The organism is Klebsiella sp. HMSC16A12, assembly GCF_001808265.1.
Taxonomy (GTDB): domain Bacteria; phylum Pseudomonadota; class Gammaproteobacteria; order Enterobacterales; family Enterobacteriaceae; genus Klebsiella; species Klebsiella pneumoniae.
The window spans coordinates 75,870-90,854 of the sequence record NZ_KV792521.1; the positions used below are offsets into that span (position 1 = coordinate 75,870).

At 54.8% G+C, this 14,985-nt stretch carries 15 protein-coding genes; 3 read left to right on the forward strand and 12 right to left on the reverse strand.

Translation table 11 applies throughout. From position 1 onward, the window contains the following. Window positions 1-8 precede the first annotated feature (8 nt). The 5 genes from HMPREF3140_RS00850 to prmB are packed head-to-tail and all read right to left on the reverse strand — an operon-like array spanning window position 9 to window position 4,252. Window positions 9-557, reverse strand: coding sequence for an elongation factor P hydroxylase (locus tag HMPREF3140_RS00850; RefSeq protein ID WP_002913339.1), 549 nt, complete (start codon window positions 555-557; stop codon window positions 9-11). After that, window positions 557-1,366, reverse strand: coding sequence for a sulfite exporter TauE/SafE family protein (locus HMPREF3140_RS00855; protein ID WP_002913340.1), 810 nt, complete (start codon window positions 1,364-1,366; stop codon window positions 557-559). Before HMPREF3140_RS00855 ends, HMPREF3140_RS00850 begins: the two co-directional genes overlap by 1 nt. After that, window positions 1,366-2,190 (reverse strand): penicillin-insensitive murein endopeptidase, encoded by an 825-nt coding sequence (gene mepA, locus HMPREF3140_RS00860; protein ID WP_004174960.1) that lies wholly within the window; start codon window positions 2,188-2,190, stop codon window positions 1,366-1,368. Before mepA ends, HMPREF3140_RS00855 begins: the two co-directional genes overlap by 1 nt. Window positions 2,191-2,192: 2 nt before the next feature. Beyond that, window positions 2,193-3,278 carry a chorismate synthase gene (aroC, locus tag HMPREF3140_RS00865; RefSeq protein ID WP_025861134.1) on the reverse strand — a complete coding sequence of 362 codons (1,086 nt, stop codon included), beginning with the start codon at window positions 3,276-3,278 and terminating at the stop codon, window positions 2,193-2,195. Between the two features lie 41 nt (window positions 3,279-3,319). After that, window positions 3,320-4,252 (reverse strand): 50S ribosomal protein L3 N(5)-glutamine methyltransferase, encoded by a 933-nt coding sequence (prmB, locus tag HMPREF3140_RS00870; protein WP_032413041.1) that lies wholly within the window; start codon window positions 4,250-4,252, stop codon window positions 3,320-3,322. A gap of 167 nt (window positions 4,253-4,419) precedes the next feature. Here prmB and smrB point away from each other — a divergent pair, with 167 nt between their 5' ends. Continuing rightward, window positions 4,420-4,971: an endonuclease SmrB gene (smrB, locus tag HMPREF3140_RS00875; protein WP_002913348.1), complete on the forward strand. Its 552-nt coding sequence runs from the start codon at window positions 4,420-4,422 to the stop codon at window positions 4,969-4,971. Window positions 4,972-4,991: 20 nt separating this feature from the next. On the opposite strand, the gene sixA is transcribed toward smrB, so the two are convergent. From sixA to HMPREF3140_RS00895, 4 genes are all read right to left on the reverse strand, one after another. After that, entirely contained in the window at window positions 4,992-5,477 is a 486-nt protein-coding gene (gene sixA / locus HMPREF3140_RS00880; protein ID WP_002913355.1) for a phosphohistidine phosphatase SixA, read from the reverse strand. Window positions 5,478-5,686: 209 nt separating this feature from the next. Further along, a complete protein-coding gene (gene fadJ / locus HMPREF3140_RS00885; RefSeq protein WP_032412018.1) occupies window positions 5,687-7,831 on the reverse strand; it encodes a fatty acid oxidation complex subunit alpha FadJ in 2,145 nt (714 codons plus the stop codon). Then, complete coding sequence (fadI, locus tag HMPREF3140_RS00890) at window positions 7,831-9,141, reverse strand: acetyl-CoA C-acyltransferase FadI (RefSeq protein WP_002913358.1); 1,311 nt, start codon at window positions 9,139-9,141, stop codon at window positions 7,831-7,833. Before fadI ends, fadJ begins: the two co-directional genes overlap by 1 nt. Before the next feature lie 159 nt (window positions 9,142-9,300). Continuing rightward, window positions 9,301-9,585: a YfcZ/YiiS family protein gene (locus HMPREF3140_RS00895; protein WP_002913359.1), complete on the reverse strand. Its 285-nt coding sequence runs from the start codon at window positions 9,583-9,585 to the stop codon at window positions 9,301-9,303. Window positions 9,586-9,958: 373 nt separating this feature from the next. On the opposite strand from HMPREF3140_RS00895, the gene fadL reads away from it, so the two are divergent. After that, window positions 9,959-11,281, forward strand: a complete 1,323-nt coding sequence (gene fadL, locus HMPREF3140_RS00900) for a long-chain fatty acid transporter FadL (RefSeq protein WP_002913360.1) — start codon at window positions 9,959-9,961, stop codon at window positions 11,279-11,281. 62 nt (window positions 11,282-11,343) lie between these two features. Here the strand turns inward: fadL and mlaA are convergent, their stop codons facing one another. Continuing rightward, window positions 11,344-12,105, reverse strand: a complete 762-nt coding sequence (gene mlaA / locus HMPREF3140_RS00905) for a phospholipid-binding lipoprotein MlaA (protein ID WP_002913362.1) — start codon at window positions 12,103-12,105, stop codon at window positions 11,344-11,346. 289 nt (window positions 12,106-12,394) lie between these two features. On the opposite strand from mlaA, the gene HMPREF3140_RS00910 reads away from it, so the two are divergent. After that, window positions 12,395-13,324, forward strand: a complete 930-nt coding sequence (locus HMPREF3140_RS00910; protein ID WP_004149224.1) for a formate/nitrite transporter family protein — start codon at window positions 12,395-12,397, stop codon at window positions 13,322-13,324. Window positions 13,325-13,662: 338 nt separating this feature from the next. On the opposite strand, the gene HMPREF3140_RS29580 is transcribed toward HMPREF3140_RS00910, so the two are convergent. Both HMPREF3140_RS29580 and HMPREF3140_RS00915 read right to left on the reverse strand, forming a co-directional pair. After that, window positions 13,663-13,800, reverse strand: a complete 138-nt coding sequence (locus HMPREF3140_RS29580) for a DUF4113 domain-containing protein (RefSeq protein WP_077253735.1) — start codon at window positions 13,798-13,800, stop codon at window positions 13,663-13,665. A 74-nt stretch (window positions 13,801-13,874) separates the two neighbouring features. Further along, window positions 13,875-14,753: a beta-1,6-N-acetylglucosaminyltransferase gene (locus tag HMPREF3140_RS00915; protein WP_032412020.1), complete on the reverse strand. Its 879-nt coding sequence runs from the start codon at window positions 14,751-14,753 to the stop codon at window positions 13,875-13,877. Between the last annotated feature and the right edge of the window lie 232 nt (window positions 14,754-14,985).

The following is a 14,985-nucleotide window of genomic DNA, read 5'->3' on the forward strand; positions in this document are numbered from 1 at the left end:
GTGCGGCCTTAGTGCAGGTCTTCCGGCCACGGAAAGTGTTTCGCCGTCAATGGCGGCGTTTGATAATAGTGTTGTAACGCGCGAATAAAGCGCGCCGGACGTTCGGGGATCCCTTGTTCAAGTAAAGTCATCACCCGAGCATGCACCCGGCGCTGGAAGGCGATGCGATCGGGCTCAACGTCCCCTTCCAGATTGTCACAGCTGACGTTAAACGGAAATCCCGCCGCCACGCAGAACAGCCACTCAAAGGCCTGCGGTTTCACCTCGACATCCTCAAACTGGCTTTGGGTCATCGCATCGCGGCCGTCCGGGCAGTACCAGTAGCCAAAATCTACTTGTTCGCGACGCGCCTTGCCGGCGACACACCAGTGAGAGATCTCGTGCAGGGCGCTGGCAAAAAATCCGTGCGCAAACACGATACGGTGATAGGGCGTTTCATCGTCAGCCGGAAGGTAGATCGGCTCATCGTCGCCTTTAATCAGGCGGGTATTAAATTCTTCGGCAAAGCAGCTGTCGAAAAGGTCTATCAGCTGCTGATAATGGTGTTGCTGTTGCATTAATGAATTCCCAACCACTGCAAAATCTCAGCCCCGTGGCTGTCATAAAGAAGTTTCGCGCTCATCACCGCCGAGACGATAACGATCATCGGCCGGATCAGCGACTGCCCTTTACTCAGCACCAGCCGGGACCCGGCGCGGGCGCCAATAAACTGGCCGGCCATCATCACAAAGCCGGTGGCCCAGATAACCTTTCCACCGATGATAAACAGCAGCAGGCCGCCGACGTTTGAGGTGGCGTTCAGCAGCTTGGCATGGGCCGTCGACTTGGCAAGGTTAAACCCGGCCAGAGTGACAAAAGCCAGGGCGTAAAACGAACCGGCGCCGGGGCCGAAAAAGCCATCGTAAAACCCTACGCTACCGCCGGCGACCAGCGCAAACGGCAGACCGTAAAGCCGACGCTGCCGGTCGGCTTCGCCCAGTTTCGGCATCAGCAGGAAATAAAGGCCGATGCCAATCACCAGCAACGGCAGGATCTGCTTCAGAATATCGGATTGCACGTGCTGCACCAGCAGCGCTCCGGCGGTTGAGCCGATAAAGGTCATCAGAATATTCAGCTTCTGATCGGCCAGATTAACCACCTTGCGGCGGACAAAATAGAGGGTCGCCGATAGCGACCCGCCGCAGGCCTGCAGCTTATTGGTCGCCAGCGCCTGGGCTGGCGGCATGCCGGCCGCCATCAGCGCAGGGACAGTCAATAAGCCCCCGCCTCCCGCCAGTGAGTCAATAAAACCGGCCAGGATGGCGACAAAGAAGAGTACCACCAGCACCAGCGGCGATACGGCAAACAACTCGATAAAACTATCCATTACAGCACATGCTCATCCAGTAGCGCCTGGCAGGAAGGCGGCAGCGGCGGCGGCGTCTTCTTCACAGGGGGGGTAGACCCGGGTTTAGGTGGTTCGAACCAGCTCTGCAGCTCCGCTCCGCAGCCATCGCCGGGCGGCGGCGGCGCCTGATCCTCGCACTCCAGACTTCCCGCCGGGCAACGCAGTCGGACGTGCATATGAGCGCGATGCTGGAACCAGGGACGGACTTTACGCAGCCACTGGCGGTCGCTGCCCGCGTCCAGGCACAGCTGCTGTTTAATCGCCGGGTTGACGAAGATGCGGGTAACTTCGCTATCTTCCGCCGCCAGCTTGATAAGCTGGCTGATTTGCGGGCTCCATAGCGACGGCACCACATGCTTGCCATCGCTGGCGACCAGGTCCAGCGCCTGCGGCTTCAACAGCTGGGACGATGTCCAGCGCGTTTGCGGCAGCTGAAGGAAGATATCGACATCGAGGCCCGTCTGGTGGCTGGCGTGCCCGCCGTTAAAGCGCCCGCCCGCCGGCATCCCCATGTCGCCAATCAGCACGGTTCCCATTCCTTTATTGTGCACCTGATTACTCAGGCGCTGAATAAACTGAACCAGATCCGGATGACCGAAGTAGCGACGCTGATCGGTACGCATCACCTGATAGCCGGGGGCACTCAGGGGGAGCGCCTCGGCGCCAACGATACAGCCATTGGAAAACGCGCCGATTGACTGGGCGCTGCCGCCGATCGGTTGGGTTATTTTCTGCCATGGCGTGGCGGCCAGGCTACCGGCGCTAGCCAACAGCGCAAGCAGTGCGATAACGGTGTTTTTCATGGTTACCAGCGTGGAATTGTCGTCGTCACGTCGCCATTCTGCGCGCGCTGACGCATAAAGTGATCCATCAGAACGATCGCCAGCATCGCCTCAGCGATCGGTACGGCGCGGATGCCGACGCACGGATCGTGACGCCCTTTGGTGATCATCTCCACTTCTTCGCCAAAGCGGTTAATCGTATGACCGGGAACGGTAATACTGGAGGTAGGCTTCAGCGCGATGTTGGCAACGATCTGCTGGCCGCTGCTGATGCCGCCAAGAATGCCGCCGGCGTGGTTGCTCTGGAACCCGGCTTTGGTGATCTCATCGCGGTTTTCGCTGCCGCGCAGCTTCACCACCTCGAAGCCGTCGCCAATTTCCACCCCTTTCACGGCGTTGATGCTCATCAGCGCGTGGGCGATATCGGCATCCAGACGGTCGAAGACCGGCTCGCCGAGGCCTGGCGGTACGCCGTCAGCCACTACCGTCACTTTCGCGCCAATGGAGTCGCCCTCTTTTTTCAGGCCGCGCATCAGTTCATCCAGGGCGTCGATTTTATCCGGGTCCGGACAGAAGAAGGGGTTCTGCTCAACCTGATCCCAGTCTTTGATGGCCAGCGGAATATTGCCCATCTGCGTCAGGCAGCCGCGAATGACGATGCCAAACTTCGCGGCAAGGTATTTTTTGGCAATCGCCCCGGCCGCTACGCGCATCGCGGTTTCGCGCGCAGAAGAACGACCGCCGCCGCGATAGTCGCGCAGACCATACTTTTGCTCGTAGGTGTAATCGGCGTGGCCCGGACGGAACAGATCTTTGATCGCGCCGTAATCCTGCGAACGCTGATCGGTGTTCTCAATCAGCAGACCGATACTGGTCCCGGTGGTAACGCCTTCGAAGACGCCGGAGAGGATTTTGACCTGATCCGGCTCGCGACGCTGCGTGGTGTAACGCGAGGTACCCGGGCGACGACGATCGAGGTCGTGCTGCAGGTCGGCTTCGGTCAGCGGGATGCCCGGCGGCACGCCGTCAACGATGCAGCCCAGCGCCAGACCGTGCGATTCGCCGAAGGTAGTGACGCGAAAGAGTTGTCCAATTGTATTTCCTGCCATCACGGCTCCAATCTTTTTCGTTATGTTGGCGTGTTGTTTTTTTAGTCTTTATAAATACCGAAGTGCGCACGGGCGTCAATCAGCTGCTGTTTGGTCAGCATAAAGACCCCGTCGCCGCCGTTATCAAACTCAAGCCAGGTAAACGGCACATCCGGATACTGCTCCATCAGATGTACCATGCTGTTACCGACTTCACAAATCAGAATCCCGTCGTCGCTGAGATAATCCGGCGCGTTGCCGAGGATACGGCGCGTTAGCTTCAGGCCGTCGCTTCCGGAGGCCAGCCCCAGCACCGGCTCATGCTCATACTCTTCCGGCAGATCGGCCATGTCCTCTTCATCGACATACGGCGGATTGGTGACGATCAGATCGTACTGCAGCTTCGGCAGATCGCGGAACAGGTCGGAACGGATCGGCGTAACGTGATGCATCAGGCCATGGGACTCAACGTTGTGCTCGGCGACGGCCAGCGCGTCCGGGGAGATATCTACCGCATCGACTTCCGCCTCCGGGAAGGCATAGGCGCAGGCGATGGCGATGCAGCCGCTACCGGTGCACATATCAAGGATGTGCTGCGGCTTATGGTTAATCAGTCCGGCAAACTGGTTATTGATCAGTTCGCCAATCGGGGAGCGCGGCACCAGCACCCGCTCATCAACGTAAAACTCATGGCCGCAGAACCACGCTTTGTTGGTCAGATAGGCGACGGGAATACGCTCGTTCACGCGGCGAATCACCCGCTCTACAATGCGGTGTTTCTCGCTGGAGGTCAGGCGCGCAGTGCGCATGTCTTCCGGGATATCCAGCGGCAGATACAGTGAAGGCAGCACCAGCTGTACCGCCTCGTCCCACGGGTTATCAGTCCCGTGACCGTACCAGATATTAGCAGCGCTGAAACGGCTTACCGCCCAGCGCAGCATGTCCTGAATGGTATGCAGCTCATTGACTGCCTCATCAACAAAAATTTTATCCACGACATCCTCCAGGGCACACTCTGCTATAAATTCGGCGGCTAGTGTGCCATGAAGACGGCGATAAATCAGCATTCTTGCGATAAGGGGCGGGGGAAAAAACAGGTTTTCCTTGCCCGAAGGGATATTGAGTCGGGTAAACTAGCGCAAAGTATGAATGAGAGCGGACAATGAAAAAGAAGACATCGCTTAGCGAGGAGGATCAGGCGCTGTTCCGTCAGCTGATGACCGGCACGCGGAAGATCAAACAGGACACTATTGTTCACCGCCCGCAGCGCAAGAAAATTACCGAGGTTGCTCCTAAGCGTTTGCTGCAGGAACAGGTCGATAACAGCCACTATTTTTCCGATGAGTTTCAACCGCTACTGAATACCGAAGGCTCGACGAAATATGTCCGCCCCGACGTCAGCCATTTCGAGCTGAAAAAGCTGCGCCGTGGAGATTATTCGCCGGAGCTGTTCCTCGATCTGCATGGGCTTACCCAGCAGCAGGCCAAACAGGAGCTGGGCGCGCTAATTGCCGCCTGCCGCCGCGAGCATGTGTTTTGCGCCTGCGTGATGCACGGGCACGGGAAACACATCCTCAAACAGCAAACCCCGCTGTGGCTGGCGCAACATCCGCATATTATGGCGTTTCACCAGGCACCAAAAGAGTACGGCGGTGACGCCGCACTGCTGATATTGATTGAGGTCGAGGAGTGGCAACCGCCGGAGCTGCCGTAACGGCGGGCTCCGGGGGGCCGTCAGATGGCGTTGGCCATCTTGAGGTTGCAGGGGCTTTTTTGCCAGAGGAACTCACCTTTGCCGTCGGCATCCAGCGTCACGCAGGCGATAGCCGAGGTGGTGAACATCGGGGGCGTTTCCCCCGGACACAGCTCTGAGACCAGATACCCCACCAGCGGCAGGTGGGAGACAACCAGCGCCGTCGCCACGCCTTCATTCGCCAGCGCCTGCAGATAGGCGCTCACCATTCCCACATCACCGCACGGCGTGAGCTCCGGCATCACGTCGACATGTTTCGGCAGGTTCATGCACTCCCCAACAATATCCAGCGTCTGTTCTGCACGCAGATAGGGACTGACAAGAACGCGCTCAATATCCACTTTTTGACCTTTCAGCCAGGTTGCCATCTGACGAGACTCATCACAACCGCATACGGTTAATGGACGAACCGAGTCACTGGCTGCATCGAGGGCAGCGTCGCCGTGACGCATAATAAAAACTTGCATATTGCACCGCTTTTGTTAACCAGAAGCACCGTAGTTTGGCCTGCGAAGACAATACGCAGGTGACCCGGTGGCCGGGCATTGTGCCTGATCCATTCCACGAATGAAACGCTGTTTTTTACCTCAATGGCGTAAGTATAGTCAATCATTGTTTACAAAACAGCCAATCAACAGCGTCGTCCGCAGCCGGATTTACCTTCTTTGACCACAACTTAGGTCAGCCGTTCATCCGCTGGCCAAAAGGTGGTCCCCTGTTCAGCCATGCGTAATAAAGTGTCACAGGGTGTAAAACGTGGGCCGAACTGGGCGGCCAGGCGCTGCAGGATCGCGGCAACTTCACCCGCGCCGATAGTATCCATATACCGGAACGGGCCGCCAAGAAATGGCGGAAACCCTATACCAAAGACGGCGCCGATATCGCCATCGCGCGCGCTCCGGATAATCTGCTCATCAAAGCAGCGCGCCGCTTCGTTAAGCATCATCATCACACAGCGCTCCGCCACCTGCTGCGCGGAGAGCCGCGACTGCGGGCGGCCGATGCCGAGCAGCGGATAGACTGCCGGGTCGGGCCGTTTTTTGCTTTTACGCCCTTTTGTCTCATAAAGATAGAAACCACGATTATTTTTTCTGCCTTTGCGATCGTCCTTCAAAATCGCGTCAATGATGTTTGCAGGCGGGCTAAAACGTTCTCCAAACGCGCCCTCCAGCACGGGGATAATTTTGGTGCCGGTATCGATACCCACCTCATCCAGCAGTTGAATCGGCCCCACCGGGAAACCGAATTTAACCAACGCGTTATCAATGACTTCAATCGGTTCGCCTTCCACCAGCAGGCGCATCGCTTCATTGATATACGGCGCGAGGATACGGTTCACATAGAACCCCGCTTTATCTGCGACAACAATCGGCGTTTTCCCCTGCCGTTTAGCCAGCTGCACCACGGTGGCGATAGTCTGCGGGTCGGTTCCCTTGTGCGGGATCACCTCAACCAGCGGCATTTTTTCCACCGGACTGAAAAAATGCAGGCCGATTACCTGCCCCGGGCGGCTGGCGTGAGCGGCAATATCGCCGATTGGCAACGATGAGGTATTCGACGCAAAGATGGTCTGCGGCCCGCCGTATTGTTCCACTTCGCTGACCATCCGCTGTTTGAGAGCCAGGTCTTCAAATACCGCCTCGATCACCACATCGCGATGAGCAAAGCCCTGATAGTCGGTAGTGCCGGAGATCAGCGCCATCTGACGATCGCGCTCCACTGGGCGCAGTCGACGCTGACGAACCTGTTTATTCAGCAGATCCCAGCTGTACTTTAAGGCGTGGTTGATGCCACGCGGCTGGATATCTTTAATCCGCACCGGCAGCCCACCCTTACAGGCGGTCACATAGGCGATCCCCCCGCCCATCAAGCCACCGCCCAGTACTGCAACGCTTCTCAGCGGAGCGGGTTCCGCCTCGGCGCCACGGTCTTTTTTCAGATCGGTACTGGCAAAGAAGATCGATCGCAGCGCCTGCGACTGCGGGGTCATCGCCAGTTCGCCAAACGCGCGGGCCTCTTCGGCGTAACCGCTGCTGCAGCCGTGGGCCAGACCATTCTCGACGACCTGCAAGATTCGCTTCACCGCCGGGTAATTTCCCTGCGTTTTGCGCTGCGTTTGTTTACCGACAAACTGGAATAACAGATGGCGCCCCAGGGGCCCTGCCAGTACGCGTTCACGGACAGGCACCTCCCGGCTGGTCGGTCGTCCCTTCAGCGCCAACTCCACCGCCGCCTGCAGTAAAATCGCCTGCGGCACCACCTCGTCCACCAGACCGGCCTTCAGCGCCTGCCGCGGCCGCAGCTGCTTGCCGGTGAGCATCATATCCAGCGCGGTGCTGACCCCGATCAGCCGCGGTAAACGCTGCGTCCCGCCGGACCCCGGCAGCAGGCCAAGCTGTACCTCCGGCAAGCCGAGTCGGGTTTTTTCGTCATCGCTACAGATACGGCCATGACAGGCCAGCGCCAGCTCCAGACCGCCGCCAAGGCAGGCGCCGTGGATAGCGGCAATCACCGGGATCGACAGGCCATGGATCTCAGCCATAATCTGCTGTCCCTGGCGCGCCAGCGCTTCCGCCTCCTGCGCGCTGCGGCAGCGGGCAATCATGTTGATATCAGCGCCGGCGATAAAGTTATCCGCTTTGGCGGAGATAAATACTACGCCGCGCACTGACTTATCGTCACGTAACTGGCGTATCAATCCCCGTACCTGACTGCCAAATTCGGCTTTCAGGGTATTCATTTTTTCACCCGGGGCATCAATGGTGATCACCGCGATTTTGTCCGCACGGACCTCAAGCTTAAAAGCGGAAACAGTATCCATTATTCAGCCTCCACGATCATCGCCGCACCCAGACCACCTGCCGCGCAGGCCGTCACCAAACCAAATCCCCCGCCCCGTCGCCGCAGCTCATGCAGCGTCTGGGTGATCATCCGCGCGCCGGTGGCGGCGAAGGGGTGACCGTAGGCGATAGAGCCGCCGAGGACGTTAAACTTGCTTTCATCTACCTCACCGGTGGCCTGCGAGCGGCCCAGCACCTCGCGGGCAAAGCGGTCGCTTGCCAGACACTGGAGATTGGCCAGCGTCTGCGCGGCGAAAGCTTCGTGCATATCGATAAGCGTGAGATCCGCCAGCGTCAGGCCAGCGCGCTCCAGCGCCAGCGGCGTGGACCACGCGGGCCCCAGCAGCATATCCTGCCAGACGTCGATGGCGGTAAAGGCGTAGCTGCGCAGATAGCCCAGCGGCCTCAGCCCCAGCTCTTTAGCCCGCGACTCGGTCATCAGGATCACCGCTGCCGCGCCGTCCGTCAGCGGCGTACTGTTGGCGGCGGTGACGGTGCCATGTTTGCGGTCAAAGGCCGGGCGTAACTTCTGATAATCTGCGAGCGTTGAATTTTTACGAATATTGTTGTCCTGCTCGAGCGGTTCGCGGAAAGGGGGAGCATAGGCGGTCATTACCTCTGCGGACAGTTTACCCTCTTCCCAGGCTTTCGCTGCCAGCTGGTGCGAACGATGCGCCAGGGCATCCTGTTGCTCGCGGGAGATCCCCCAGCTTTTCGCCATCTGCTCGGCGGTATCGCCCATCCGCAATCCGGTTGAATATTCAGCCACCGCCGGGGGGACCGGCAGCAAGTCGCGTGGCCGCAGACGGGAAAACAGCTTCAGCTTTTGGCTCAGCGTGCGTGCCTTATTGGCATCCACTAGCGTGCGGGCCAGCGTTTTACTGACCCCAATGGGCAGGACAGAGGAGGAGTCGGCGCCGCCGGCAATACCGGCGCGGATGGTGCCGGCCATCAGGCTTTCAGCGACGTTCGCCACGGCCTGGAAACTGGTGGCGCAGGCGCGGCTGACGCTATAGGCGTCGGTATGTACGCTCATGCCGGTACCCAGCACAATTTCCCGGGCGATGTTCGGCGCTTCCGGCATCTGCACCACCTGGCCAAAGACTAGTTGCTCGATGACTTCGGCAGGAATGTCGCTGCGCGCCAGCATCTCGCCAACCACCATTTTTCCTAAATCAATGGCCGGAACGCCATGAAAAGCCGTAGCCTGACGAGCAAATGGCGTGCGTAGCCCCGTGACAATGGCAATGCGATCGCCCTGACGGGTGATAAGCGGTAATGCCTGACTCATAACACTCCCCTGTTAACCAAGACAACCAAGTGGTCTGACCTGATAACATTCTTAACTAATTTTTTACATTAAGCCAATCGGAGAAGCGCAAAATTGCGAGCCAAAACACAGTGAAAAGAAAAGGAAACGCCCCTTATCAGGGGCGTCGAGGGGGAAGGATTAACGTAAGCCCAGCTGGAAGATCAGGGATTCTGCTTCGCAGCTGAAAACAAAATCGATATCCAGCTGCACACCGCCGTCAACGTCAGTGAAGGTTGGGTTAATTTGGCACGGCTCAGATTCGACATTGCGGGCTTTTTCGCTTAACGCGGCGAGCGTTTGCTCGGCTTCAGCGCGGTTGGCGAATACGCGGCTGTAGGAGGCGGTGCAGTCGGTGTTGTCAACAATCGTGCCAACATCCATACAGCAGCAAACCGGGGTTTCATCAGCGCTACATTTACTCATCGTAGATTTCCTCTGGAGATGCACCTTCGGTGCCAGAAAAATGATGTGCCTATTTTACGCCCTGTCCCCGGTGAGCCTCCAGCCGAGAATCGCTCTGCCGGCGTTAAGTGACAGAAATCACACTTAAAAATGATCTAAAACAAAAATCCCCTTCTGTCCCCCTTGCTCTCTCCGAGATTTTTGCCAGCTGGATCGCGTTTCTGTTATCACAATTGAAAAACTTCATAAACATACTTGCAACAAATCATCTGGTCAGACCTATACTCAGCGCACTGGTCTGATTTCTTGGTTGTACCGCAGACCCTACACTCCCGCGCTTCTGTTACGGCATGTAACATAGTTTAAAAAAAAATAACTCAATGAGGTTATGGGCATGAGCCAGAAAACCCGCTTTACCCAATCTGCCCTTGCAGTGGCTGTCGCACTTGTTTCCACCCAGGCCTGGTCAGCAGGCTTCCAGCTCAACGAATTCTCTGCATCGGGGCTGGGTCGTGCCTATTCCGGTGAAGGGGCGATCGCTGACGATGCTGGTAATGCCAGTCGTAACCCGGCATTAATTATGATGTTTGACCGCCCGACCATGTCGGCGGGCGCCGTGTTTGTCGACCCGGGCGTTAATGTTTCGGGCACCTCTCCCACCGGCAAGAGCCTGAAAGCAGACAATATCGCCCCGACGGCGTGGGTGCCCAACTTCCACTTTGTCGCGCCGATTAACGACCAATTTGGTTGGGGGGCGTCTATCACCTCTAACTATGGTCTGGCAACAGAGTATAACGATGATTATGCGGCCGGCAGCATGGGCGGTAAAACCGACCTGACCACCGCGAACTTCAACCTGAGCGGCGCCTACCGCCTCGACAGCAACTGGAGCTTCGGCTTAGGCTTTGACGCGGTCTACGCCAAGGCGAAGATCGAGCGCTATGCAGGCGATCTGGGGCAGATTGTCGCAGGCTCTGGCGCGCTGCCGCCGGCGCTGGCGGGCCAGGTAGCGAAGATCCCGGCCGACACGCAGATCGCCCATCTTAATGGCAACGCGTGGGGCTTCGGCTGGAACGCCGGGATCCTCTATGAGCTGGATAAGAATAACCGCTACGGTTTAACCTACCGTTCTGAGGTCAAGATCGACTTCGACGGTAACTACCGCAGCAGCCTGCCGGCGGCCTATAACCAGATCCTCGGCAACTTCGGCCTGCCGGCGGGCACCAGCGGCCAGACGACAAATGGTTCGCTAACCCTTAACCTGCCGGAAATGTGGGAGCTGTCCGGCTATAACCGCGTGGCGCCGCAGTGGGCGGTCCACTATAGCCTGACCTACACCAGCTGGAGTCAGTTCCAGGAGCTGAAAGCCACCGGCAGCAACGGCCAGACGCTGTTCTATAAAGAGGAAGGCTTCAAGGACGCCTATCGTCTTGCGCTGGGGACCACCTATTATTATGACGATAACTGGACCTTCCGTACCGGTATCGCCTTCGATGACAGCCCGGTGCCGGCTAATAACCGCTCTATCTCTATTCCGGACCAGGATCGCCTGTGGCTGAGCGCGGGTACCACCTACGCGTTCAATAAAGATGCCTCGGTTGACGTCGGCGTTTCATACATGCACGGGCAGCATGTTGAAATTAAGGAAGGCCCGTATACCTTCCGTTCCGAAGGAACCGCCTGGCTGTACGGCGCTAACTTCAACTACCGCTTCTGATAAGCAGCGCGCCACAAAAAAGGGTGAACATTATGTTCACCCTTTTTTTTATCATTCGCCGATCACTGTGAATCGATATCCTTCAGCTCATCCTGAATAGCCTGAGCATTCGGGTTGTCCGCCGGGGTCAGCTTACCGCCGTTGGCGATAAAGTCATGACGCTGGAAGTAGGCTTCACGCATCAGAATGTAAGGGTCGGAAGACTGGCGCAGCAGGCCGTCGGAATCCAGCAGCTGAGCACGTGTCTCAATCCCTTCCACCGCCCATTTACCGATCGACATCGGCCAGGTCAGCCAGGAGAGCACCGGATACAAGCCATCGGCCATATCGCCGCCTTCGTCGCGCAAGGTAAAGCTTCCATAGAACGGCAACTGAACATACGGGCCATAGCCAACGCCATAATGCCCAAGCGTACTGCCGAAACGATGTGGCTCAACCCGCTGTAGCTGCGGATTCGCCATCCCGGCCACATCGATAAGCCCACCCATACCGAGAATGGTGTTCAGGAAGAAGCGGGTAAAATGCACCATACCTTTATAGGGGTCGCCCTGCAGGAAGTAGTTCACCATCACTGCCGGCTCTTCCAGGTTACTGGTAAAATTGCTTAACCCGTTGCGCGCCGGCTGTGGGACGTAGTCGCGCCATGCCACCGCGACGGGGCGAAGCACGTAAGGATCAACCACGTTAAAGTTGAAGTTAAACATCGTGCGGTTAAACCCTTCTAACGGGTCTGAGCGCCCCTGCGGCCGATCGCCAGAGCTGGAACTGGCACATCCCACCAGCAATGTGGCGCCAAGCGCAAGCGCCGACAGGCGATAATTCATAGATGTCTCCCTGGTTTTTATGGCTATCGCGAGTTGCCATCCATGACGGAAAGACAACGCTTCCGCCCGTAAAGATGTGAGCGATTGTAACAGCACGTTGAACGATGTCTATATCACCCAAGTTGTTGATTTGATCTTAGCCTGGGAATAACGAAATCGCGGGGCTCCTATTCTACCGGAGCGACAAAAATCTGACGTTACCATTTTTGCGATTTCAGAGTATGCCCAGCCAGACGGCAGGGAAAGCCGCTACGCTATAACTATACAGATTGATAGCGAGGGCCACGAAATGGATGAACTAGACAATAACAAATTAAAGGCAGAGGATGACGAAAGAGAAGTGGAAAGTGAGGAAAATCAGCGTGGTGAAGAGATCGAAGTAAATGAAGATCGCCTTCCCTCGCGGGCGATGGCGATCCATGAACATATTCGCCAGGAAGGGGAAAAAGAGATGGAGCGCGATGCGCTGGCCCTGCTATGGTCAGCGATTGCGGCCGGCCTGTCGATGGGGGCCTCCCTGCTGGCGAAGGGAATTTTTCACGTCAAACTGGAGGGGATCCCGGGAGGTTTTTTGCTGGAAAACCTCGGCTACACCTTCGGCTTTATTATCGTAATTATGGCCCGCCAGCAGCTGTTCACTGAAAATACGGTCACCGCCGTTCTGCCAGTGATGCATAATCCCACCCTCGGTAACGTCGGTTTGCTGATGCGGCTATGGTCGGTGGTGCTGGCGGGCAATCTCATCGGTACCGCGGTGGCCGCATGGGCCTTCAATTATATGCCTATTTTTGATGAGCCAACCCGTCAGGCCTTTGTCAGCATCGCCGAAGACGTAATGAAGAACAGTCCGACAGAGATGTTCGCTAATGCGATTATTTCCGGCTGGCTGGTCGCCACCATGGTCTGGATGTTTCCTGTCGCCGGCGCCGCCAAAATCGTGGTGATTATTCTCATGACCTGGCTTATCGCCCTGGCGGATACCACCCATATTGTGGTGGGCTCGGTCGAGATCCTTTATCTGGTGTTTAATGGAAATCTGCCCTGGAGCGACTTTATCTGGCCGTTCGCCCTGCCGACCCTGGCGGGAAATATCTGTGGCGGGACCTTCATCTTCGCACTGCTGAGCCATGCGCAGATCCGTAACGATATGAGCAGCAAGCGAAAAGCGGAAGCCCGCGCCCAGGCGGCGGAGAAAGGGAAAAAGGCCGACCGGGCATAAAAAAAGCGCCCTGAGTGGCGAGGGTTTAAGCAGTCAGACGGTATGGCTCTTACTCAGGCGGGCAAAAAACGCTATACTCGTGCCGCCTTGTCCCCTTAGTTAAATGGATAAGAAGAAAACAACATTCAAGTCATTGCTTTAATTAACATTTGATGGCGTGAATTATTTATTTATGTACGCAAATATGTACATAACTTACAGCCCCGTCATGGGGTGTCGGGTGTCGGAGGTTCAAATCCTCTCGTGCCGACCAAATTTTTCAGAGAAACCAGCCCTTTAAGGCTGGTTTTTTTATGCATTGAATTCGTGCGGGGTGAAAATGGGGATAAACCGGGGAGTTATGAGCACTTCACAACGGGGATATCACTCCAGCGCGTCGTGTATCGTGGCGACAACTTCTTGCGTTTCGTCATTACAATCGTAGTAATCACCGTGGTCATGCTGTTACCGGTATCCCAGCAGCTATGACAGATCATAAACGGCCGCAGTCATTAGATTACCCAATAACTAGATTTATTTAACGACTCAGGAATTCAATACACTAACACAATCAATCATTATTAATTAATTTTGCAAAAACATCATAAGATATATCTGAACGAAATTTTCTTGCAAAAATATCGTTCCTCATTTTTATTTTCTGCACATCAGAAGCATCAAGAGTTCTTGGGAAATCTGGTCCGCTACTCCAGTCTATATATCTTAAATCGTGCGATCTATCACCATTAACATATATGTCTTCAAATTTTAAATATTTTATTAATGTATGAAAAAAAACCTCATCACAACATAGTGAAGAACCATATATCTCTTGATACCATTTATTTTCATTTAAAAAAACAACAATATCCTTGACCGTTTTAAAGTTAAGTGAAATCCAATTTGATCCTTTATAAAAAACAATTCCCTTTCGCCTCGCCAAAAGGTATTGTTTGTTTAAGAAAATACCTTTAAATATCTTGAAAATCTTGCACAAAGATTTTTGATAAATACTTTTATTTTTATTTAAAAATATTTTTGGATATTTGTACTTTACTCTACTTTCCCCTTCTAACATACCGCTCTTTCGAAAATCGAAGTGAACAATATTTTTATTTTCTATTTCATTCAAAAAATCATTAATATCTTTGTTTGTTTTGCATGGCAAGTCGTCACCAGATATTAAAAAGAAATAGTCAAAACAATTGGCTGACGCAGTCTTTAGAAGTTCTATAGTTGCAGCAACCTGGCTGTATCCCCCCCATTTGATTTTTACTCTATTTTTGACAAATATAACATTTTTAGATGACAAAAAAAGGAAGTCTTCAATTTTTGAATTAGCATCAACATGTATTAAAACTTCATTCTCATCGAATGATGAAAGATAATTCACTGTATATACCAGAGGATTTGTAACTTTATGGCAGACTACTCCAAATACTTTTTTCACTAAAATTCACCATGATTATCATTATTAATGTAATTTATGATAATTGGATGATGAGATAATATCAATACATCTTTGACATGTTGCCTAAGCCCATTGCTAAAAATCAAGAAAAAGTAATCAATGGGCTAGGTTTTAACTTTAAATCTATTGAAAATGGTTACTTTGTGTGATAAAGAATAAAAATCTAAATTTTACTCAACGGGTGATGCTGCCAACTTACTGATTTAGTGTA

Coding starts and splice junctions, on each gene's coding strand:
- HMPREF3140_RS00850 (WP_002913339.1), bottom strand. CDS start 557: ATGCAACAGCAACACCATTATCAGCAGCTGATAGACCTTTTCGACAGC.
- HMPREF3140_RS00855 (WP_002913340.1), bottom strand. CDS start 1,366: ATGGATAGTTTTATCGAGTTGTTTGCCGTATCGCCGCTGGTGCTGGTG.
- mepA (WP_004174960.1), bottom strand. CDS start 2,190: ATGAAAAACACCGTTATCGCACTGCTTGCGCTGTTGGCTAGCGCCGGT.
- aroC (WP_025861134.1), bottom strand. CDS start 3,278: ATGGCAGGAAATACAATTGGACAACTCTTTCGCGTCACTACCTTCGGC.
- smrB (WP_002913348.1), top strand. CDS start 4,420: ATGAAAAAGAAGACATCGCTTAGCGAGGAGGATCAGGCGCTGTTCCGT.
- sixA (WP_002913355.1), bottom strand. CDS start 5,477: ATGCAAGTTTTTATTATGCGTCACGGCGACGCTGCCCTCGATGCAGCC.
- fadJ (WP_032412018.1), bottom strand. CDS start 7,831: ATGGATACTGTTTCCGCTTTTAAGCTTGAGGTCCGTGCGGACAAAATC.
- fadI (WP_002913358.1), bottom strand. CDS start 9,141: ATGAGTCAGGCATTACCGCTTATCACCCGTCAGGGCGATCGCATTGCC.
- HMPREF3140_RS00895 (WP_002913359.1), bottom strand. CDS start 9,585: ATGAGTAAATGTAGCGCTGATGAAACCCCGGTTTGCTGCTGTATGGAT.
- fadL (WP_002913360.1), top strand. CDS start 9,959: ATGAGCCAGAAAACCCGCTTTACCCAATCTGCCCTTGCAGTGGCTGTC.
- mlaA (WP_002913362.1), bottom strand. CDS start 12,105: ATGAATTATCGCCTGTCGGCGCTTGCGCTTGGCGCCACATTGCTGGTG.
- HMPREF3140_RS00910 (WP_004149224.1), top strand. CDS start 12,395: ATGGATGAACTAGACAATAACAAATTAAAGGCAGAGGATGACGAAAGA.
- HMPREF3140_RS29580 (WP_077253735.1), bottom strand. CDS start 13,800: ATGATCTGTCATAGCTGCTGGGATACCGGTAACAGCATGACCACGGTG.